Origin of the sequence: Pseudarthrobacter sp. W1I19, from assembly GCF_030817835.1 — a bacterium.
GTDB lineage: Bacteria > Actinomycetota > Actinomycetes > Actinomycetales > Micrococcaceae > Arthrobacter.
The window spans coordinates 3,090,234-3,111,781 of sequence record NZ_JAUSZR010000001.1 but is presented as its reverse complement, the minus strand read 5'-3'; the positions used below and the strand labels follow the sequence as shown (position 1 = coordinate 3,111,781).

Annotated in this window: 20 protein-coding genes and 1 tRNA gene; 19 read left to right on the top strand and 2 right to left on the bottom strand. The window is 64.2% G+C overall.

Translation table 11 applies throughout. The features are described 5' to 3' along the window. The first annotated feature begins 6 nt into the window (after positions 1-6). The 18 genes from QF038_RS14490 to QF038_RS14405 all read left to right on the top strand — a co-directional run bounded on the left by QF038_RS14490 (position 7) and on the right by QF038_RS14405 (position 17,978). Positions 7-636, top strand: coding sequence for a DedA family protein (locus tag QF038_RS14490; RefSeq protein ID WP_307610762.1), 630 nt, complete (start codon positions 7-9; stop codon positions 634-636). Positions 637-761: 125 nt separating this feature from the next. Then, complete coding sequence (locus tag QF038_RS14485) at positions 762-1,502, top strand: DedA family protein (RefSeq protein ID WP_307610761.1); 741 nt, start codon at positions 762-764, stop codon at positions 1,500-1,502. Positions 1,503-1,529: 27 nt separating this feature from the next. After that, entirely contained in the window at positions 1,530-2,666 is a 1,137-nt protein-coding gene (locus QF038_RS14480) for an adenosine deaminase (RefSeq protein WP_307610760.1), read from the top strand. Positions 2,667-2,742: 76 nt separating this feature from the next. Beyond that, positions 2,743-3,354 carry a MazG nucleotide pyrophosphohydrolase domain-containing protein gene (locus QF038_RS14475; protein ID WP_307613490.1) on the top strand — a complete coding sequence of 204 codons (612 nt, stop codon included), beginning with the start codon at positions 2,743-2,745 and terminating at the stop codon, positions 3,352-3,354. Positions 3,355-3,487: 133 nt separating this feature from the next. Then, the gene (eno, locus tag QF038_RS14470) at positions 3,488-4,768 is read left to right on the top strand and encodes a phosphopyruvate hydratase (RefSeq protein ID WP_307610759.1); all 1,281 of its coding nucleotides are present in this window, start codon (positions 3,488-3,490) and stop codon (positions 4,766-4,768) included. 123 nt (positions 4,769-4,891) lie between these two features. Beyond that, a complete protein-coding gene (locus tag QF038_RS14465; RefSeq protein WP_307610758.1) occupies positions 4,892-5,590 on the top strand; it encodes a septum formation initiator family protein in 699 nt (232 codons plus the stop codon). A 28-nt stretch (positions 5,591-5,618) separates the two neighbouring features. After that, positions 5,619-6,302 carry a DUF501 domain-containing protein gene (locus QF038_RS14460; RefSeq protein ID WP_307610757.1) on the top strand — a complete coding sequence of 228 codons (684 nt, stop codon included), beginning with the start codon at positions 5,619-5,621 and terminating at the stop codon, positions 6,300-6,302. After that, positions 6,299-7,246 carry a Ppx/GppA phosphatase family protein gene (locus QF038_RS14455; RefSeq protein WP_307610756.1) on the top strand — a complete coding sequence of 316 codons (948 nt, stop codon included), beginning with the start codon at positions 6,299-6,301 and terminating at the stop codon, positions 7,244-7,246. The genes QF038_RS14460 and QF038_RS14455 overlap by 4 nt, the downstream gene beginning before the upstream one ends. Before the next feature lie 6 nt (positions 7,247-7,252). Next, on the top strand, positions 7,253-8,638 hold the full coding sequence (locus tag QF038_RS14450) for a S8 family serine peptidase (RefSeq protein ID WP_307610755.1): 1,386 nt from the start codon (positions 7,253-7,255) through the stop codon (positions 8,636-8,638). 60 nt (positions 8,639-8,698) lie between these two features. Beyond that, positions 8,699-10,180 (top strand): NAD(P)/FAD-dependent oxidoreductase, encoded by a 1,482-nt coding sequence (locus QF038_RS14445; RefSeq protein ID WP_307610754.1) that lies wholly within the window; start codon positions 8,699-8,701, stop codon positions 10,178-10,180. Between the two features lie 122 nt (positions 10,181-10,302). After that, positions 10,303-11,313 (top strand): N-acetyltransferase, encoded by a 1,011-nt coding sequence (locus QF038_RS14440; RefSeq protein ID WP_307610753.1) that lies wholly within the window; start codon positions 10,303-10,305, stop codon positions 11,311-11,313. A gap of 20 nt (positions 11,314-11,333) precedes the next feature. After that, positions 11,334-11,407 (top strand) — tRNA-Leu (locus QF038_RS14435). Between the two features lie 235 nt (positions 11,408-11,642). Continuing rightward, positions 11,643-12,875: a branched-chain amino acid ABC transporter substrate-binding protein gene (locus QF038_RS14430; protein ID WP_307610752.1), complete on the top strand. Its 1,233-nt coding sequence runs from the start codon at positions 11,643-11,645 to the stop codon at positions 12,873-12,875. 129 nt (positions 12,876-13,004) lie between these two features. Continuing rightward, the gene (locus QF038_RS14425) at positions 13,005-14,012 is read left to right on the top strand and encodes a branched-chain amino acid ABC transporter permease (RefSeq protein ID WP_307610751.1); all 1,008 of its coding nucleotides are present in this window, start codon (positions 13,005-13,007) and stop codon (positions 14,010-14,012) included. Then, entirely contained in the window at positions 14,009-15,259 is a 1,251-nt protein-coding gene (locus QF038_RS14420) for a branched-chain amino acid ABC transporter permease (protein WP_307610750.1), read from the top strand. The genes QF038_RS14425 and QF038_RS14420 overlap by 4 nt, the downstream gene beginning before the upstream one ends. Continuing rightward, complete coding sequence (locus tag QF038_RS14415) at positions 15,256-16,203, top strand: ABC transporter ATP-binding protein (protein WP_307610749.1); 948 nt, start codon at positions 15,256-15,258, stop codon at positions 16,201-16,203. Before QF038_RS14420 ends, QF038_RS14415 begins: the two co-directional genes overlap by 4 nt. Beyond that, positions 16,196-16,903 carry an ABC transporter ATP-binding protein gene (locus QF038_RS14410; RefSeq protein WP_373461648.1) on the top strand — a complete coding sequence of 236 codons (708 nt, stop codon included), beginning with the start codon at positions 16,196-16,198 and terminating at the stop codon, positions 16,901-16,903. The genes QF038_RS14415 and QF038_RS14410 overlap by 8 nt, the downstream gene beginning before the upstream one ends. A gap of 136 nt (positions 16,904-17,039) precedes the next feature. Then, positions 17,040-17,978, top strand: coding sequence for a Bax inhibitor-1/YccA family protein (locus QF038_RS14405; RefSeq protein WP_307610747.1), 939 nt, complete (start codon positions 17,040-17,042; stop codon positions 17,976-17,978). 97 nt (positions 17,979-18,075) lie between these two features. Here the strand turns inward: QF038_RS14405 and galK are convergent, their stop codons facing one another. Together galK and galT are read right to left on the bottom strand one after the other, a co-directional pair. Beyond that, entirely contained in the window at positions 18,076-19,263 is a 1,188-nt protein-coding gene (gene galK / locus QF038_RS14400; protein ID WP_307610746.1) for a galactokinase, read from the bottom strand. Continuing rightward, positions 19,260-20,420, bottom strand: coding sequence for a galactose-1-phosphate uridylyltransferase (gene galT, locus QF038_RS14395; protein ID WP_307610745.1), 1,161 nt, complete (start codon positions 20,418-20,420; stop codon positions 19,260-19,262). The genes galK and galT overlap by 4 nt, the downstream gene beginning before the upstream one ends. Positions 20,421-20,552: 132 nt before the next feature. Here galT and QF038_RS14390 point away from each other — a divergent pair, with 132 nt between their 5' ends. Beyond that, positions 20,553-21,512 carry an aldose 1-epimerase family protein gene (locus tag QF038_RS14390; RefSeq protein ID WP_307610744.1) on the top strand — a complete coding sequence of 320 codons (960 nt, stop codon included), beginning with the start codon at positions 20,553-20,555 and terminating at the stop codon, positions 21,510-21,512. The last annotated feature ends 36 nt before the right edge of the window (positions 21,513-21,548 follow it).

Genomic DNA, 21,548 nt, shown 5'->3' with positions numbered 1-21,548 from the left:
GGTCCCATGCAGGCCATCAATGACTTCATCCTCGCGGCAGCCGGTCAGCCCTGGGTGCTGTTCCTGGTTTTGGCCTGCTGCATCATTGACGGCTTCTTTCCCCCCATCCCCAGCGAATCCGTGGTGGTGGGCCTTTCGGCCGTAGCGGCCACAGCGGATGTTCCCAACCCGTGGCTCCTGATGCTGGTGGCAGCGCTCGGGGCCTTCTCCGGCGACAACATCGCGTACCTGATCGGGCGGAGGGTGGGCACGAGGCGCTGGGGGTGGATGCGGGGCCCCCGGATGCAGAGCGCCTTCCGGTGGGCGGGCAGGGAACTGCGCAAGCGCCCGGCCTCGCTCATCCTCGTGGCACGGTTTGTTCCCATCGGCCGGGTGGCCGTCAACCTCACGGCCGGCGTCACGCACTATCCGCACCTGCGCTTCGTGGGCCTGACCGTCCTTTCGGCGTCCCTCTGGGCAGGCTATTCAGTGGGGATCGGCCTGTTTTTCGGCCAATGGTTCGAGGACAACCACCTGCTGGGCGCCGCCATCGCCATCGTGTGCGCGGTGGCTCTTGGCGTGGTGGTGGACCTTGTGATCAACCGGGTGCGGCGCCGGGCTCCGATGATGGAGCGGATGAAGGAACCAGAAGCGTAGTTGAAGCGTTGTTCGGGCAGGCAGGGGCGTAGCGGACAGCGCCTTGGCCGTGGGACACTTAGGAACGATTTCCGCTTTGGCTGCGTCACTTTCGGCTGCGCCAGGTTGCATAGGAGCAAGACTGCGTGGAGTTTATTAATGAGGCCGTGCTCCATGCGGCGGGCCAGTGGTGGATTTACCCGGTCCTGTTGGTGTTTTTCTTTGTGGACGGCTTCGCCATGGTGGTCCCCAGCGAGACCCTTATCGTGGCCCTGGCGGCGTTCTCGCGGCACAGCGGTGAACCCAACCTGTGGATCCTCGGTTTCACTGCTCTGGTGGGCGCTATCGCCGGCGACAACATGGCCTTTATGCTTGGACGCCGGATTGGCCTGAACCGGTGGAAGTGGATGCGCCGGCCCAAGGTCCAGAAGGCTTTCGGCTGGGCGCGCTACGAGCTGGACAAGCGCGGCGCGGTGCTGATCTTCACTGCCCGTTACATTCCCTGGGGCCGGGTGGCGGTCAACTACGTCGCCGGAAGCACAGGCTTCTCCCACCGCCGCTTCTTCCTGCTGGACGCTTTCGCCTGCATCACCTGGGTGGGGTACTCCATTGGCATCGGCGTGCTGGCCAGTTCCTTCCCGTGGCTGCACAATAACCCGCTGCTCAGTGCCGGCATCGCCGTGGTGTTCGCCGTCGTGCTTGGTGTCCTCCTCGACCACCTGCTCAGGTTGTGGCATAAGCACCTCGCCCGCAACGACGCCGAAGAAGTGGACGAGTGGCTCGACGGCGGCCGCTCCGGTGCCACGAAGCCGAATCCGGGGACCGCGGAGTTGCTTGCTCCAGCGGCCGGGGACGCTGAGCACGCCGCCACAGAGCGGCTGGCATAGAATCCCTGCCCACCCTAAGGTGGGAACGTGACTGAGCCTATTGTTGACGCTGCCCCTGCCATCGATTTTGACCTGAAGAGCCTGCCCAAGGTGTCCCTTCACGACCACCTGGACGGAGGACTCCGTCCGGCAACCATCATCGAACTGGCCGAGGCCGTTGGGCACACGCTTCCATCCACCGACCCTGTGGCGCTGGGCCAGTGGTTCCGTGAGTCCGCTGACTCCGGCTCGCTGGTCCGCTACCTTGAAACCTTTGACCACACGGTTGCAGTGATGCAGACCACCGAAGGCCTGTTCCGGGTTGCCAAGGAATTCGTTGAGGACCTCGCTGATGACGGTGTGGTGTACGGCGAAGTGCGGTGGGCTCCGGAGCAGCACCTGCAGAAGGGACTCAGCCTGGACGAAGCAGTGGAGGCCGTGCAGGATGGCCTGGAGGCCGGCGTCGAGGCAGTGGGGGAGACCGGACGCGAAATCCAGGTGGGCCAGCTCATCACCGCCATGCGCCACGCCGACCGCGGCCAGGAGATCGCCGAACTGGCCGTCCGGCACCGGAACAAGGGCGCGGTGGGTTTTGATATCGCCGGCGCCGAAGACGGCTTCCTGCCCTCCCGCTTCCGGGACGCGTTCACTTACCTGGCCCAGCACAACTTCCCGGCCACGGTGCACGCCGGCGAGGCAGCCGGGCTCGAAAGCATCCAGTCCGCCTTGGTTGACGGCCGCGCGCTGCGGCTGGGCCACGGCGTCCGGATCGCCGAGGACATCATGGTGGAGTTCGACGACGACGAGGACACCGAGGACACCATCGGACTGGTGACCCTGGGCGATCTCTCCAGCTGGGTCCGCGACCGCGGCATCGCCCTGGAAATCTGCCCGTCCTCCAACCTCCAGACAGGCGCCATCGCCGGATTCGGGGAGGGCATCGAAAGCCACCCGCTGGACATGCTGTACCAGTTGGGCTTCAACGTCACCATCAACACCGACAACCGGCTGATGAGCGGCGTGACGCTGACCGACGAGTTCGAACTGCTGGTGGAAACCTTCGACTACGACCTCGACGACCTCCTGGAGCTGACGCTGAACGCCGCCGAGGCATCGTTCCTGCCGCTGGAGGAGAAGGAAGCGCTCGTCGAGTACATCAACGACGCTTACGCAAACCTTGGCTAACGGGCAGGACGCCCGCAGCTCCCCGGTGGCGGAGCTGCAGTGGGTGATTGCTTCCTTGCGCGAGCACTGCCCCTGGATGGGCGCCCTGACGCATGAGTCGCTCGTGGAGTATCTCCTCGAGGAGGCTTTTGAGGTGGCCGAAACCATTGAGGCAGGAGTTTCCGGCGGAACCGCGGGGGAGCAGCACTTCGACGCCGAACTGCTCGGTGAGCTGGGCGACGTCCTGCTGCAGCTGGTGCTGCATGCCCGCCTCGCCGAGGAACGCGGCGCCTTTATGTTCGACGACGTGGCGCGCGGCCTGACTGCCAAAATGGTCCGGCGCAACCCCCACGTGTTCCGCCCGGACGGCTCCCTGCAGGACAGCTTCCCCGCGACGGTCGATGAGATCGTGCAGAAATGGGATGCCGTGAAACGCGCAGAGCGGCCACAGCGCACGGATCCGTTCGAAGGAATCCCGCTGGCCCTGCCGGCACTGGCGCGGGCGCAGAAGTCCATCGACCGCGCGGCAAGGGCCGGCGTCGAACTGCCTGCCGGGGTTCCCATTCCGGGAACGGAAGAAGAACTCGGCGAGCTGCTGCTCGCCGTCGTACGTTCGGCGCATGCCAGTGGATTCGACGCCGAGCGTGCCCTGCGTGGCGCCGTCCGGGACTACCAGCAGCACGTCCCCCGGCAGCATCAACAAAGTTAACCGCACCATCATGACGTCCGGGGGCTGGATAGGTTTCCGTAACCCGGACCACTCTCGACTACGCTGGTCCCTGACGAGTACGTCGAGTTTTCTGCTGTATTTCCCCCGTTAATCGCCCATAAGGAGCAAATTCATGGCGCTTATCGATGCCATCCACGCCCGCGAGATCCTCGATTCCCGCGGCAACCCGACCGTAGAAGTTGAAGTTCTGCTTTCCGATGGCCAGATCGGCCGCGCGGCGGTTCCTTCCGGTGCTTCCACCGGCGAGCACGAGGCCGTTGAGCTGCGTGACGGCGACAAGGGCCGTTACCTTGGAAAGGGCGTCCAGAAGGCTGTTGACGCCATCATCGACCAGATCGCTCCGGCCCTGACCGGCTTCGACGCCACGGACCAGCGCAGCATCGACCAGGCCATGCTGGACCTGGACGGCACCCCGAACAAGGGCAAGCTGGGCGCCAACGCCATCCTGGGCGTTTCCCTGGCCGTTGCCAACGCCGCCGCCGCCTCCGCCGACCTGCCGCTGTACAAGTACCTGGGCGGCCCGAACGCCCACGTCCTGCCGGTCCCGCTGATGAACATCCTCAACGGTGGCTCGCACGCCGACTCGGACGTTGACATCCAGGAATTCATGATCGCCCCGATTGGTGCCGAGACCTTCTCCGAAGGCCTGCGCTGGGGCGTTGAGGTCTACCACAACCTCAAGTCCGTGCTCAAGGAAAAGGGCCTGTCCACCGGCCTCGGCGACGAAGGCGGCTTCGCCCCGAACCTGCCGTCCAACCGTGCAGCCCTAGACCTCATCCAGGAAGCCATCAAGAACGCCGGCTACACCCCGGGCAAGGACATCGCCCTGGCCCTGGACGTCGCCTCCTCCGAGTTCTTCAAGGACGGCGCCTACCAGTTCGAAGGCAAGTCGCTGTCCGCCACCGAGATGAGCGCCTACTACGCCGAGCTCGTGGCCGACTACCCGCTGGTCTCCATCGAAGACCCGCTGGACGAGAACGACTGGGAAGGCTGGAAGACCCTCACCGACTCCATCGGCGACAAGGTCCAGCTGGTGGGTGACGACCTGTTCGTGACCAACCCCTCCATCCTGCAGCGCGGCATCGACACCAAGACCGCCAACTCGCTGCTGGTCAAGGTCAACCAGATCGGCTCCCTGACCGAGACGCTCGACGCCGTCAGCCTCGCCCAGCGCGCCGGCTACACCACCATCACCTCGCACCGCTCCGGCGAAACCGAGGACACCACCATCGCCGACATCTCGGTGGCCACCAACGCCGGCCAGATCAAGACCGGCGCCCCGGCCCGCTCCGAGCGTGTGGCCAAGTACAACCAGCTGCTGCGCATCGAAGAGGAACTCGACGACGCCGCACGCTACGCAGGCCGCAGCGCATTCCCGCGTTTCAAGGGCTAGTAGCCGCGTAAACCAATAACCGGTGGCTATGGTTGAAAGACCATAGCCACCGTTGTTGTTTCCGGCATTGTTCCAGCCCAAAAAAGTGGCGGCCCCAGGCAGGCTGCGCGTTTCAGGAGTGTCATGGCTACCCGCCGTCCCAAAGTTCCCAAGGTTGCCTCATCCCGGTCCGGCACAACACAGGCAACGCATGAGACCGCCGACGTCATCCGCGCTGATTTTGGTTCGGCCAAAGGAAAACCGGGCACCGCCGCAGCCGGCCGCGAAGCACCGGGAACCGCAAGGACAGGCCACCGAACAGCGGGAGCGGACAACGCCCCGCGGCCACCGTCTGCAAACGCGTCTGCAAAAAGGTCCGACGGCGGCGGGAAGAGGACCGGCGCCCACGGCGTTTCCCGGACGGCCGGCACAGACCTGGCGGAGGAGCAGCAGCCCGTACCGGCCAAGGCGTTCTCCGGACGTATGCTCGCACTGGCCGTGGTGATGATTGCCATCACCATCATGCTGGCGCCCACGGTGAAGATCTTCTTCGACAAGAGGGCTGAAATAGCGGCCCTGAACGCCGATATCGCTGCCCGTGAGGCCGAAGGCAACAGACTGCGGCAGCAGGTCTCCCGCTGGCAGGACCCCAACTACGTGAAACAGCAGGCCCGCGACCGCATTAACATGGTTATGCCGGGTGAAACCGGCTACTGGGTCTTCGGCAGCGATCTGCCGGCCGGAGAAAGCGGTAGCCAGACCGGTGCAGCAGCACAAGACCCCGCCGATCTGCCGTGGGTGGATTCCCTGTGGGAGTCCATCACGCGCGCGGCCACAGACTGAACAGCAACAGGAAGGACGGCCAGCGACAGTGGAACCCTACACGGCAGCCGCCCGGGACGAATCCCGCCAACCATCACCGCAGGACCTGGAAGTACTGAGCCGCCAACTGGGACGGCCGGTCCGTGACGTAGTGGAAATTCCTGCACGGTGCGTCTGCGGCAACCCGCTGGTGGCGGCCACCGCTCCGCGGCTGGGCAACGGAACACCCTTCCCCACCACGTTTTACCTCACGCACCCCGTCATCACCTCCGCCGTCTCCAGGCTGGAAGCGGCAGGAGTGATGAATGAGATGAATGATCAGCTTGCCGGCGACGAGGAACTGGCCGCTGCCTACCGTAGCGCCCATGAGGCATACCTGGCCGCCCGCGCTGCCATCGGCGAGCGTTCAGGCATCGGTGCAGTTCCTGAAATCGACGGTATCTCCGCCGGCGGCATGCCCACCCGGGTCAAATGCCTCCACGTCCTGGTGGGCCACTCGCTGGCCGCCGGTCCCGGGGTCAACCCCCTCGGAGACCAGGCCATCACCGCCATCAGCGAGTGGTGGACCGCGGACAGGTGCTACTGCGGCGGGGCGTGGGACACCTCCGGGGAGGCGCCCTCCAAGGACTTGAGCCGCCACGGCCCGCAGGGGCTGCCTGACATCGTGGGCCGGCCCGCTCCCGTCCGGAAGGCCTCCGGCACAACAGCAGGCACTTCAGGGGTGGACCAGTGACGCGCGTCGCGGCCATCGACTGCGGCACCAACTCCATCCGCCTCCTGATCGCAGACATCGGGCACAGCCACGGCACCACCACCCTCACCGACGTTGTGCGCGAAATGCGTGTGGTCCGGCTGGGCCAGGGCGTGGACGCCACCGGCGAACTGGCCCCCGAGGCCCTGGAGCGCACCTTCGCAGCCACCGCCGATTACGCCCGGCTCATCAAGGAACATGTTGCGGTCAAAGTACGCTTCGTCGCTACCTCGGCCAGCCGCGACGCCCGCAACCGGGACGTCTTCGTGGACGGCATCCGCACCCTCCTCGGCGTGGAACCCGAGGTCATCACCGGAGATGAGGAAGCCGCGCTGTCCTTTGCCGGCGCCAGCAGCGTCCTGCCCATCCTGGACGGCCAGGAAGTGCTGGTGGTGGACCTCGGCGGCGGAAGCACCGAGTTCGTCCTCGGCACCGCGGCCGGGGTCACGGCGGCCAAATCCGTGGACATCGGCTGTGTCCGCCTCACCGAACGCCACCTGCGCCAGGACCCGCCCACGGCGGAACAGATCGCGGCCGCCCAGGCCGACGTGGACAACGCCATCGCCCTCGCTCAGCAGGACGTTCCGCTGGAACGCGCCACCGCCGTCGTCGGCGTTGCCGGCTCCATCACCACCATTACCGCGCACGCCATGCGGCTCCGCGAATATTCGCCGGAGGCGATCCACGGCACCGGACTGCCCCTGGATACTGTCCGCGCCGCCGCCAACGACCTGCTGGCAATGGACCGCGCGGACCGCGCCGCCCTGCCCTACATGCACCCGGGCCGGGTGGACGTCATCGGTGCAGGCGGACTGGTGTGGGGCCGGATCCTCGAACGGCTCGGCGAGCTGACCGGAGGCCGTATCACCAGCGCGACAGCCAGCGAACACGACATTCTCGACGGCATCGCCCTGAGCATCGGCTGAGCGCCCATGCAGAAACACGAAACCGGGACAACTCCATTGCTCGGGCGGGCCGGCACAGCCCTTCTCGCACTGCTCCTGGCCGCCTGCTGCCTGGGAACAGGACTCTTCACCGCACCCGATGCCCAGGCGGACGAGTGGCGCGACAAGCAGTACTGGCTGGCTGAATCCGGAATCACCAAGGCCTGGGAGGTCTCCAGGGGCGCCGGCGTCAAGGTGGCCGTGATCGACAGCGGCGTGGACGCCAAGCACCCCGACCTCAAGGGCGCAGTGGTGGGCGGTTACGACGCTTCCGGCTCAGGGCAACCCGACGGCCAAAAAGTGGTGGGGTCCAAGACCGAACACGGCACCCTGGTGGCCACCATGCTTGCCGGACGCGGCCACCAGCCTGCCAACGCCACGGCCAGTCCGTCACCGGGACCATCAGGACTTCCGCCGGACGGAATCGTGGGCGTGGCCCCGGAAGCGCAGATCCTGTCTGTCTCCACCTGGCTGGGCTCAACGAACCCCTCCGGCAAGAGCGACCAGGACCAGATCCCCGAAGCCGTCCGCTGGGCCGTGGACAACGGTGCCAAGGTCATCAACATCTCCCTTGGCAGCACCACTCCGCAGTGGCCGCAGAGCTGGGACGCCGCCTTCCTCTACGCCGAACAAAAAGACGTGGTGATCGTGGCCGCTGCCGGCAACCGGGTGGGCGGCAACATCCAGGTGGGCGCGCCTGCCACTATTCCGGGCGTCCTTACCGTCGCCGGACTGGACCGCAAGGGAACCGCGTCCGTTGACGCATCCTCGCAGGGCATCAGCATCGGCGTTGCGGCGCCGGCCGAAAATCTGCTGGGCGGCGTTCCCGGCGGCAGCTACGCGGAATGGGCCGGAACCTCCGGCTCCACCCCCATAGTTGCCGGCGTTGCCGCACTGATCCGGTCCAAGTGGCCGGACATGAGCGCCAAGCAGGTCATCAACAGGATTGTTGCCACGGCCAAGGACTCGGGTGCCCCCGGCAAGGATCCGCTCTACGGGTTTGGTGTGCTGAACGCCGAGGCAGCTCTCAAGGACGACGTTCCCGAGGTATCGGCCAACCCGCTGGGTTCCATCGCCGAATGGATCAGGGTCCACCGCCGCGGAAACCTGGCCACACCCGCGCCCGTGCCCACCGCGGAGGTCCCCAGCGCAGTACCCACCCTGCCCGAGGCCACCGTGCCCGCAGTGAAGGCTCCCTCCCAGCGGGACAGTGCCCTGGGCGCCGCCGTCGTGATCGGTTTTGGCCTGCTGTTTGTGGCCATTATCGCGGCAGCGGTCATCCAGCTGAGGCGGGCCGCCAGGAACCCGGGCGAACTGCGGGAGGAGCCCGATACCGGGGTGGTGGACAGGGTGGATTCGGGCCGGCAAACCTAGGGCCTCCAGCCTTTTTGGCAGTTAGTGAAGATTTTCACAAACTGCTGTATCCTTGGAGCTATGGCAACCACCCCAGAGCTCCAGGACCGTCCCCGGGTACTCGTCGTCGGCGGCGGGTACGTCGGCCTGTACGTAGCACTCAAACTGCAGAAGAAGATCGCGAATGCCGGTGGCATCGTCACCCTCGTGGATCCACTGCCCTACATGACCTACCAGCCGTTCCTGCCCGAGGTGGCCGGCGGCAACATCGAGGCCCGCCATGCCGTGGTCTCCCACCGCAAGCACCTCCAGCAGACCGAACTGATCCAGGGCCGCGTCACCTCGATCGACCACGAAAACCGCACCGCGGTAGTGGCTCCCGCTGATGGCGGCGCACCTTTCGAGGTTCCCTATTTCGACGTCGTCCTGGCCGCCGGCGCCATCACCCGCACCTTCCCCATCAAGGGCCTCGCTGACAAGGGCATTGGCCTGAAGACCATCGAGGAAGCCGTTGCCCTGCGCAACAAGCTCCTGGAGCGCATCGAACTTGCCTCCACCATGACCGACCCCGCTGCCCGCGCCAAGGCCCTCACCTTCGTGGTGGTGGGCGGCGGTTTTGCCGGCATCGAGTGCATCACCGAGATGGAGGACCTGGCCCGCGCCGCGGTCCGCAACAACCCGCGCATCAAGCAGGAGGAAGTCCGCTTCGTGCTGGTCGAAGCCATGGGCCGGATCATGCCGGAAGTTACCGCCAAGCAGGCAGAATGGGTTGTGGAGCACCTCCGCAGCCGCGGCATCGAGGTGCTGCTGAACACCTCGCTGGACAGCGCCGAAGGCACCCTCAAGCTCATCAACCTGCCGGACAAGTCCCCGGCGCAGGAATTCGAAGCGGACACCCTGGTGTGGACCGCAGGCGTGCAGGCCAACCCCATGGTCCGCTCCACCGACTTCCCGCTCGAGCCCCGCGGCCGCGTGCGTGTCCTTCCGGACCTGCGCATCGCCGGTGACGAAGGCATCATCGACAACGCCTGGGCTGCCGGCGACATCGCCGCCGTTCCGGACCTCACCGGCAAGGGCCTCCCTGACGGCACCTGCGTCCCCAACGCCCAGCACGCACTCCGCCAGGCCAAGCGCCTCGCCAAGAACCTGTGGGCCTCCCGTTGGGACAAGCCGCTCAAGGATTACAAGCACAAGAACCTGGGAGCCGTTGCCGGCTTCGGCGAGTGGAAGGGTGTTGCCAACATCAACCTCGTGGGCAGCATTGGCCTCAAGGGCGGGCTCGCCTGGCTGGCACACCGTGGCTACCACGGCCTGGCCATGCCCACGTTCGAGCGCAAGTTCCGTGTGATCTTCAACTGGATCCTCGCCTTCTTCGCCGGCCGCGACACCACGCAGCTGCTGGACCTGGACAACCCCCGCGGCGCCTTCGTGGCAGCAGCCACCCCGGCTCCCAAGCCCGCGGCCGCACCTGCTGTCGACGCCGCGCCGCCGGCAGGCGCTGCAGGATCAGCGGAAAAGACGAAGGTTGATCCCAAGGAAGCCGTTACGGCCAACGCCAAGTAACACCGGTTCTGCCTGGGGCACGGGCTTGAACACCCTGCCTTAACACACGACGGCGGCTGTCCCCTCTTGGGGGATGGCCGCCGTTTGCGTCGGTGCAACTTTTCCCCTTCTAGACTGGCAGCATGAGTGGCGAGAAGAACCTGCAGGCCCTGCTCGCGGGGATGCACCCGGTACAGCGCAGCGGCGAGTACGTCTACGTCCTGTGGCCGCATGGCCGGCCCCTGGCGCCCGGCATCGAGGCGGCGGTCCGCGAAGCCGAAGGCCTGACGGTGGTGCTGCCCCGGGCCGCAGCGGACAGGGAAGGGCTGTCCTATGACTTTGTGGCGTCCTGGATCACCCTGGAAATCCATTCCGCGCTGGAAGCCGTGGGACTGACCGCCGCAGTCAGCAAAGCCCTCACGGAAGCCCGGATCAGCTGCAACGTCCTGGCAGGCTTCCACCACGACCACCTTCTGGTGCCGGTGGCTGACGCACCCCGGGCCCTTGAGGTGCTTGCTGGACTTTCCGCCCGGAGCAGGCAGAGCCCCGCCGGGGTGCCGGAGCCTGTCCAGCTGCCGGGCAACGGGCGCGGGCTGGATGAGGTATCGCAACCCATGCCCGGGCTGCAGCTGCGCGACGAAGCTCCGGCAGACAGGGGTGCCATCCTCGCGCTGACAGCCGAAGCATTCGCCATCTCCCCGGCTACCGGCCTTCCCGCGGACGGGGAACCGGTGGAAGTCAACGTGCTCCGTGAACTGTTTGACTCCCAGGAATACCTGCCCGGCTTCAGCGTGGTGGCGGAGCTGGACGGCGAAGTGGTGGGCCATGTCATCAGCACGCGCGGATGGGTGGGCGCCCAGGAACTCCTCGGACTCGGCCCGATCAGTGTTACGCCGCGGCTCCAGAGACAGGGAATAGGCTCCGCCCTGATGAAGGAGACCATCGCCCGGGCCAACGCGGCGGGGGAGAACGGAATCGCCCTTCTGGGCAGCACAGAGTACTACCCCAGGTTTGGCTTCGTTCCTGCGGCCTCGCTGGGAGTCCTGCCGCCCGAGGAAGTGTGGGGCGACAATTTCCAGCTTCTGCCGCTCGCGCTCTGGCGCGGCGGCATCCACGGTGTCTTCCGGTATGCCGACCCATTCACCCGCCTCTGACGGGATACCATGGATCAGTTGCCCCAGTAGCCCAATTGGCAGAGGCAGCGGACTTAAAATCCGCGTGTTGTGGGTTCGAGTCCCACCTGGGGTACTTGGATTGCCGGCCGTGGAGGCCGCAAACAGGGAAGCCGCCCAAGTTACGGGCGGCTTCCCACGTTTAATTTCGAATATGCAACGACTGTTATATAGATGTGACCTCAGTCACTTATCTTCCCTTGCGATATGCATTAGCTTGAAGCTTACTCAGGAACACCTGATCCTCGGCGCAGCTGCGCCGGCACGTTCGCATCCCCGTCATCCAAGGGCCTGTTTCGGAAGGCAAGTTTATGTACCGAAAGAAAGTCTTCACCTCGTTTGCCACAGCGGCTGCACTCAGCCTGCTGCTGTCGTCCTGCGCCAATCAAGCAGGACCAAGCACAAACGAGACGTCGTCAGCCGGAGGCAAGGTCGACATTCCTGCCATTTCCAAGGTGGACGTTCCGGCGGGAGGGGTGCTTCCTGCTGGAGACGGTAAGGCTACCTGTCCCGCCACCACCACGCTAGCCTTTGCCGGTGCGCAAACCGGCCCCAACGCCCAGCTCGGGATCAACATCTTCAACGGGGTCCAGTTGGCCATCAACCAACACAACGAGGCCAATCCGGGCTGCCAGGTCCAGTTCAAGAAGTTCGACACTGAAGGTGACCCTAACAAGGCCACCGGCCCAGTTACCCAGCTCGTCAGCGAAGAAAATATCGTGGGCGTCATCGGCCTGGCCTTCTCGGGCGAGTCCAAGGCGACCGGCAACATCTTTGAGCAAAGGGGCCTCGTCCACATCACTCCCTCTGCCACCAACCCGTCCCTGACCGAGAACGGTTGGACCACCTTCTTCCGCGGCCTGGGCAATGACGCAGTGCAGGGGCCGGCCGCAGCCAAGTTCCTGACCGGTAAGCTCGGCGCCAAGAAGGTGTACCTGGTCCAGGATGACTCGGACTACGGCATCGGTCTGGCTACTTCGACGTCCAAGGGACTGGGCGACGCCTTGGCTGGAACGGATAAGGTGACCACCGGGCAGAAGGATTTCTCTGCCGTGATTTCGAAGATCATGAACTCCAAGGCAGATGCTGTTTTCTACTCCGGGTATTATCCCGAGGGCGCCCCGTTCATCCAGCAACTCTCCGGCAAGGGCTATACCGGTACCTTCGTTGCTCCTGACGGCGTTAAGGACGAACAGTTCATCAAGCAGGCTGGAGATGCCTCCAACGGCGCCTTCTTCACCTGCCCCTGCATCCCGGGTGAGCTTATTCCTGACTTTGCCAAGGCTTACAAAGATGTCTCCAAGGGTGTTGAACCCGGTACGTACTCGATTGAGGGCTACGACGCAGCAACAGTACTCCTGTCCGGAATCGACGCGGGCAAGCAGTCGCGGCCGGACCTGCTGGCGTGGGTCAAGTCCTACGACAAAGACGGTCTGAGCAAGCACTATAAGTGGGATGCCAAGGGTGAACTGCAGGCGCCTACGGTGTACGGCTACAAGGTTGAGAACGCCAAGATCGTTCCTGTTGGCCCGATCGGCGAGTAACAACTCCATGGAATCGGCTGTGGGGCCAGCAGATGCAGGCCCCACAGCCTTTTCGTGATTCGGCGACAAAGAGACCATACCCATCACCGGCGGGCCGACGGCCGCGTGCTATTGGATCAGGATGTTCCCATGCTTCCCCTGCTTGTCCATTTACCCCCCATCGAAAATGACTGGATAACTTTCGATATTCCGTCTCTTCAGCAAAACTTCTGGAGTGCCACGTTTGACGGTTTGACGTTCGGAGCTATCTACGCGCTCGTCGCGCTGGGCTACACACTGGTGTACGGCGTCTTGAACCTGATCAATTTCGCCCACTCGGAAGTATTCATCGTCGGCTGTTACGCCGTTTTCTTCACCCTCAGCAACCTCGGCTTCGGCCCTTCCATTCCCCGACTGGGCTTCCTGGCGATCGTTCTCAACCTCCTGCTGGCGCTGGTGGTGGCGATGGCCGCGTCAGCGGTGACGGCCTTCCTGCTGGAACGGATTGCCTATAAACCGCTGCGGAAGCGCAACGCTCCGCGACTGGTGTTCCTGATCACCGCCATCGGCGCTTCCTTCACCATCCAGTACCTGATCTACCTGTGGCGTGGACCGAGCCCTGAGCTTGCAGTGACGATGTTCCGGCCCACTCCCATCTTCGACATCTTCGGAACGATCGTGGACTCGCAGCAGCTGCTCATCATCATCGCGGCCATCATCATGATGGTGGGCATTGAGCGGTTTATCAGCAAGTCACGCACCGGCCGTGGAATCCGCGCCGTCGCACAGGACCCGGATACCGCCACGTTGATGGGTGTGAACAAAGAGCGGATCATTATTACCACCTTCATCATTGGAGGCCTGCTGGCGGGAGCCGCCGCATTGTTTTACGTCATGAAAATTCCATCCGGTGTCCAGTACAGCGGCGGTTTCATCCTCGGCATCAAGGCCTTTGCGGCCGCCGTCCTGGGCGGGATCGGTAACGTACGGGGGGCACTTCTCGGCGGTCTGCTGCTGGGCCTTATCGGCAACTACGGCCAGATTCTGCTGGGCAACTCGCAATGGACCGATGTGGTGGCCTTTGTGGTGCTGGTCCTGGTGCTGCTGCTGCGACCGCAGGGCATCCTGGGTACTTCCCTTGGAAGGAGCAAAGCATGAGCATGACCGATGGGCCCACCCCTCTTGAAACGGCGGCCGCCAAGCAGGCTGCCGTGGACCGCGAGGCTGCCGCATCCAGCCCGGGAACAAGCGTTACACCCGGCGCCCGCCGCGGAGGCAAGCGCGGAGCGCTTTCCGAGCGCTGGAATGCGCTCTCCCGCCAGCAGCAGTGGGCATTCCTCATCGTCGTTGTGGTGCTGGCTTACATGCTGCCCGTTTTGAATCCGCCCATTATCACCACAGAGCCCGGAAACAACTTTGCCCTGGCGTGTTTTGACATGGCGCGGTTCGCGCTGGTGGCTGTCGGACTCAATGTGGTGGTTGGATACGCCGGCCTGCTGGACCTGGGTTACGTGGCCTTCTTTGCTGTGGGTTCCTACTGTGCGGCGATGCTCACCAGCCCTGACTCGCCGTACCTGCACATCCCGTACCTCTGGACCATTCCTGTGGCCATGGCGGTGACGATGTTTTTCGGAGTGGTGCTCGGCGTGCCGACGCTCCGGCTGCGCGGCGACTACCTTGCCATCGTGACCCTTGGCTTCGGTGAAATTGTGCGCATTCTTGCCACCATCGTCCCCGCGATGAAGGGCCAGGTGGGTTTCCAGAACGTGGGTCATCCACCGGGGACAGCGGCGGACGGGGCTCCGATCTTTTCGAATTCAAATGGTGTGCCCTGGTACTGGCTGACATTGACCATCATCATCGTCATTACGCTCTTGGTGGGCAACCTCGAGCGCAGCCGGGTTGGACGGGCCTGGATCGCGATCCGCGAGGACGAGGATGCGGCTGAAATCATGGGCGTGCCAACCTTCAAGTACAAGGTATGGGCATTCGCCATCGGCGCCGCCGTGGGCGGCCTTTCCGGCGCGTTGTTTGCTGGCCAGGTCGGGTTCGTTAACAACCAGAAATTTGACGTCACCACTTCCATCCTGTTCCTTGCCGCCGTTGTGCTGGGCGGAGCGGGCAACAAAGTGGGTGCCATCCTGGGCGGGGCACTGGTGAGCTATATCCCGCTGCGGTTCACGGCCATCGCAGAGTACAAGTACCTGATCTTCGGCATCGCACTGGTGCTCATCATGATCTTCCGGTCCCAAGGGTTGCTCCCGGCCCGTCAGCGGTTGCTCGCCTACGGTCGTACCGCCTTCAACAAGGCTTCCGGAAAAGACGGTAAGGATCCGGCCACGCGACGCACCGGGCCCTCCGGCAGCGGGACACCCGCGGGCAGCGAGAAAGGTGCGGAAGCATGAGCGTGGAAAAGGCAGCCACCGGTTCCAGTGCAGTTCCGGAACATGCCGGCACCGACCCGTCGGTTCCTGTAGTCCCCGGGATGGACATAGAGGCCCTGGCAGAGGCAGGAGTCGACCAGGACCTGGCGGAGAAGGTTGCCCCGGATCGCGACATCGCAGTGGAGGTTGGGGACAACATCGTTGAGGTTCAAAACCTGACCATCAAGTTTGGCGGCCTGGTGGCACTGGACAACATCAGCTTCACCATCAAGCGAGGAGAGATCCTCGGACTCATTGGTCCGAACGGGGCGGGCAAGACCACCTGCTTCAATGCAATGACGGGCGTCTACAAGCCCAGCAGTGGAAAGGTGCTGCTTGAGGGACAGGCCCTGAACGGGCTCAAGCAACACAAGATTACACGGCTGGGCCTGTCCCGCACCTTTCAGAACATCAGGCTTTTTGGCGAGATGACAGCGCTGGAAAACGTGGTTGTGGGCCTCGACGCCCGCCACAAGACCAGTGTCGGTGGAGCCTTGCTGCGCCTGCCCACCCACATCAGGGAGGAAAAGTCGGCCATCGAACGCGGGATGGCACTCCTTGACTTCGTGGGCATCGCTGACCACGCCCACTTCCTGTCCCGCCACCTGCCTTACGGCTACCAGCGCAGGCTCGAAATCGCCAGGGCGCTGGCCACCGATCCTAAGGTGCTGTGCCTGGACGAACCGGCAGCAGGGTTCAACCCGGCGGAAAAGGAAGAACTGATGGCGCTCATCCGGACCATCAGGGATGAGGGATATACAGTCCTCCTGATCGAACACGACATGAAACTCGTTATGGGAGTGACGGACAGGATCATCGTCCTGGAATTCGGCAAGAAAATCGCTGACGGATTGCCGCACGAAATCCGTGAAGACCCGCGAGTGATTGCGGCTTACCTGGGAGAGCCTGAAGATGACCTTGCTTGAAGTCGAAGGTGTTTCGGTCCACTACGGGCGGATCCAGGCGATCCGCGACATGTCCTTTACCGTCGATGAAGGCGAAGTGGTCGCACTCATCGGAGCGAACGGTGCCGGTAAAACCACAACCATGAAGACAATTTCCGGCCTGCTCAACTGCACCGGCGGGAAGATCAAGTTCGCCGGTGAGGACATCACGAAAATGAAGGCCCATCTCCGCGTGGTGCACGGGATCTCCCAGGCCCCTGAAGGGCGCGGCATCTTTCCCGGCATGACGGTCCGGGAAAACCTGGACATGGGAACATTCGGCCGGAAGGACAGGAGTGGTGTGTCCAAGGACCTGGATCGTGTCTTCGATCTGTTTCCGCGGCTGAAGGAGCGGGAAAAGCAGTTCGGCGGCACCATGTCCGGCGGTGAGCAGCAGATGCTGGCCATCGGAAGGGCCTTGATGTCCAGCCCGAAGCTGTTGCTGCTGGACGAACCCTCCATGGGGCTGGCTCCGCAATTTATCCGCCAGATCTTCAAAATCATCAGGGAAATCAACAACCAGGGCACCACCGTCCTGATGGTGGAGCAGAACGCCAACCAGGCCCTCGCCGGGGCACACCGTGCATTCGTCCTGGAAACAGGGGCGATAACCCATAGCGGGACGGGCAAGGAGCTTCTGGCAAATCCTTCCGTGAAGGAGGCATACCTCGGCGTCGGGTAGGAGAGGCGTCTGCCGCTGTGGTTACGGTTCGGTTGCACACGTGGCGGCCCGGGAACTTTTAGCGGTGCCGCCACGTGGAAATTGGTAGCGTGAGCTATAAGGCATACAAAACACCATCACATGGAGGAATCCCGCAATGGCACTTGGCGGCAACCCGATCTTCAACGGAAAAAGCTTCCGTGGAGCCACCCAGGCACCGCCTGTCCCGCAGGCTCCTTACGGCCAGGCTCCTTACGGCCAGCAGTATGGCCAGCCCTTCGGCCAGCAGGGCTACGGGCAGCAGCCGTATGGCCAGGCTCCCTATGGCCAGCAAGGCTACGGCCAGCAGCCCATGACCGACGAGCAACTGCGGCAGATGTACAACCAGCCTGCAGCTGGCCCGGCGGACACCGGCCGGATGACGTTCGACGACGTCATCGTCAAGACCGCAGCTTGCCTTGGCGTTGTGGTGGCCGGCGCTGCCGTCACCATGTTCGTCAGCATGGGCCTTGCGTCGCTGCTGATGATTGTTGGCGCCCTCGGTGGTTTCGTGCTGGCTCTGGTCAACACCTTCAAGAAGCAGCCCTCACCGGCGCTCATCCTCGCATACGCCGGACTGGAAGGCCTGTTCCTCGGCGGCCTGACCCGGATCCTGGATGCGCAGTTCCCCGGGGTCGGCCTGCAGGCTGTGATCGGTACCCTGTCCGTGTTCGCCGTAACGCTGGTGCTGTTCAAGAGCGGCAAGGTCCGGGCAACGCCCAAGGCCATGCGCTTCTTTATGATCGCCCTCATCGGCTACGCGGTGTTTGCCCTGGTCAACATGGTCATGATGATGACGGGAATGACGCAGGAGCCGTTCGGCCTTCGCACCCAGGTTGAAATCTTCGGCATCCCGCTGGGCGTGTTCATCGGCCTGCTGGCCATCGGCCTGGCCGCTTTCTCCCTGATCATGGACTTCACCAGCATCGAGGCGGGCGTCCGCAGCGGTGCCCCGCAGCGCTTCTCCTGGACTGCCGCCTTCGGCCTCACTGTCACCCTCGTATGGCTGTACGTGGAAATCATCCGCCTGCTGGCCATCCTGCGCGGGGACGACTAACCGCTCAGCGGACCGCCGCCGTCGTACTTTTTGAAGCAGCCCAATAACAACTGAGGGCCCCACCACCAGGTGGGGCCCTCAGTTGTTGGACGGTAACTCAGGCAATGCGCATGGCGCCGGCAGCGGGCGTCACAGTGAAGATGTCCGGTGCGGTGAAACCGGCGCCTGCAAACGCCTTGACGACGGCGTCACGCACCTTGTGCTCCGAGCTGACCGGGGTAAGGGCGATGGCCGCGCCGCCGAAACCACCGCCGGTCATGCGGGCGCCGATGGCGCCATTGGCGCGCGAGGACTCCACTGCCAGGTCCAGTTCGGGGCAGGAGATTTCGAAATCGTCGCGCATCGATACATGGCTGGCATCCAGCAGGGCACCGATTGCCGCCGGACCCTGGGCCGCCAAAAGCTCCACGGTCTGGAGGACGCGGTCGTTTTCCGTGACCACGTGCCGTACGCGGCGGAACGTCACTTCATCAAGGAGTCCAGAGGCCTCTTCCAGGTCGCCCAGCTGGACGTCCCGCAAGGCCTTGACTCCGAGGACCTCCGCGCCCAGCTCACAGGAGGCGCGCCGGGAGGCATAACCGCCGTCGGCATGGGAGTGCGACACCTTGGTGTCGATCACCAGCATCACCAGGTCCGCCGGTTCGGTTTCGAAGGGAACCAGATTGACGTCCTGGTTCCGGCAATCCAGGAACACGGCGTGTCCTTTTGACCCGCGCAACGATGCTGACTGGTCCATGATCCCGGTCGGTGCTCCGACAAAGTCGTTTTCGGCCTGCTGCGTGGCCAGGACCATCTCTTCTGCCTTCAGGCCGGCGCCGGTCAGTTCGTTCAATGCCGAGATGACCGCACACTCGATGGCATGGGAGGAGGAGAGTCCTGCACCGAGCGGAACATTGGAGTCAAGCAGCAGGTCAATGCCGGGAAGGTCGATGCCCCGCTGGCGCAGTGCCCACATCACTCCCAAGGGGTACTTGGTCCAGCCCTTGGCCGAACCGGGACGCAGGGAATCCAGCGACATACTCACAATTCCCTGGTCCCCGTAGGTGGACAGCAGCCGCACTGTGGAATCGGTCCGGGTCCCTACGGCAACCCGGGCAGTCCGGTCAATGGCGAAGGGCAGCACAAACCCCTCGTTGTAGTCGGTGTGCTCGCCGATCAGGTTCACGCGTCCTGGTGCCTGCCAGACGCCGGTGGGAACGCTGCCGAATTCACGGGTGAACCGGGCAGCGAGATCTTCGGTGCCTGCCGGTCCGGAGGTGGTCAAAGAATCACGACTGGCACTCACGCGGTAGCTCCTTCAGGCAGGGCTGCCTGAAGGGCAGCTGGGGATGGGGTGGATGCCGGAACGGTGACGTTGCGCAGCCGCTCCGCCACACTTTCCGGAGTGGTGTCGTTGATGAAGGCGCCCATGGCGGCCTCCGATCCGGCGAGGAACTTGAGCTTGTCCGCCGCCCGGCGGGGCGAGGTCAGCTGGAGGTGCAGGTAGCTTGCGGGGCGCAGCAGCGAGTCGATCGGTGCCTGGTGCCATGCTGAGATGTACGGCGTGGGGGTGGGGTAGATGGCATCCAGGCGTTTGAGCAGGTCAAGGTAGACGTGCGCCAGTTCATCCTTCTCCTCCCCGCTCAGCGCCGCCAGGTCCGGAACCTGGCGGTGGGGAACCAGGTGGATCTCGAGGGGCCAGCGGGCAGCGAACGGGACATAGGCGCTGAAGTTCTCACCCTCCATGACCATCCGGCTGCCGTCCTCGCGCTCGGAGCGCAGCAGCGAGCCAGTGAGCGTCTCCCGGCCCTCCGCCGCATCGTAGAATTTGCGGGCCGCCGCACCCAGGACTCCCGCCCGCGGGGTCACGTACGGGTAGGCATAGATCTGGCCATGCGGGTGGTGGAGGGTCACGCCGATGTCCGCGCCGCGGTTCTCAAACGGAAACACCTGCTTGATCCCGGGAAGCGCGCTCAGGGCTTCGGTGCGCTGTGCCCATGCCTCGATGACCGTGCGGGAACGGGCTTCACTCAATCCGCTGAAGGACCCGGTGTGGGCAGGCGTGAAGGCCACCACCTCGCAGCGTCCATAGGCCGGGCCCTTTGTTCCCCAGGCGGGGTCAGCCGGGACGGTTCCGAGGGCCGGGCCCAGGGACGGGAAGCGGTTCTCGAACACCACCACGTCGTAGTCGTCGGCCGGAATCTCTGAAGGGTTGCTGGCAGTAGTGGGGCAGATGGGGCACTGGTCTGCCGGGGGAAGATGCGTGCGGCTCTGGCGGTGGGCAGCAACGGCTACCCACTCGTCCGTCAGGGCGTCAAAACGGACTTCTCCCGGCTCGCCGCGCGGCGGCAGGCCGCGGTGGTCCGTTGTGGTCTCCGCCGTCCTTGCCTTCGGGGCGTGGGCGTCGTCGAAGTAGATCAATTCCCGGCCGTCGGAGAGCCTGGTGCTGGTGATTCCCGTCATGAACCCTGTCCTTTGGTGGTGCAGCAACTTAACAGTATTGTGCCATAGTTCGCTCAGAAGAGAAGAGAATCAAACAAAAAGTAACACGAACGGTTGGTGCGGCGGCAGGCGTTGGGCTGTACGGTAATCCTCATGACTTCCGACTCACCCCTTGAAACCAGCATTGCTTCAGGCTACCGGGCATACGCTACCGGCCGGCAGTATGAGCTCCGGCGGGGAGATGCCTTTGCTGTGGTCACTGAGTTGGCGGCCGGACTCCGCCTCTACGGCAGGGGAGGCGTGCAGCTGACGGAGACCTACGGCGATGACCAGATTCCGCCGGGCGGGTGCGGCATTACGTTGGCTCCCTGGGCCAACAGGGTCGAAGACGGGCAGTGGTTCCTGGACGGCAAAAAGCAGCAGCTGGACATAACGGAAGTGGCACGCAACAACGCCAGCCACGGCCTCCTCCGGAACGCCTCCTACGCGCTGGTGGACGAGTCGGAACATTCGGTCACGCTGGAAGCCACCATCTTTCCCCAGCACGGCTATCCCTTCCTGGCACGGCACCGCGTGCAGTACCTGCTTGCGGAGGACCTGGGGCTGGTGGTCCGCCAGACGCTGGCCAACGACGCCAAGGCTCCGGCGCCCTTTGTCGTCGGTGCCCACCCCTACCTGCGGCTTGGTGACGTACCGATTGAAGACCTGGTGCTGACCGTTTCAGCGGGCACCCAACTGCTCGCTGATGAGCGGCTCATCCCGCGCAGCAGTGCTCCAGTTCAGGGGGACACTGACTTCCGGACGGGACGGCACATTGCTCCACTAAGCGTGGACGTTGCTTTGACGGACCTGCAGTTCGACGGCGACTGGGCGCGCCACACCCTTGCCGGACCCGGCGGGCAGCAGGTCAGCCTCTGGCAGGACGAATCCTGCCAGTACGTCCATGTCTATGTCAGTACCATCTACCCCGGCCGGAACCGTGCTGTGGCGGTCGAACCAATGACCGGGCCGGCGAATGCCTTCAACTCCGGGGACGGCCTCCGTTGGCTGCCGCCGGGGGAATCGTTCACCATCTCGTGGGGAATTGACTACAGTCCTGGCGCAGCGGGGTAGCAGTTTCCCATTAGGCCACGGCTGCGGAAGTATAAG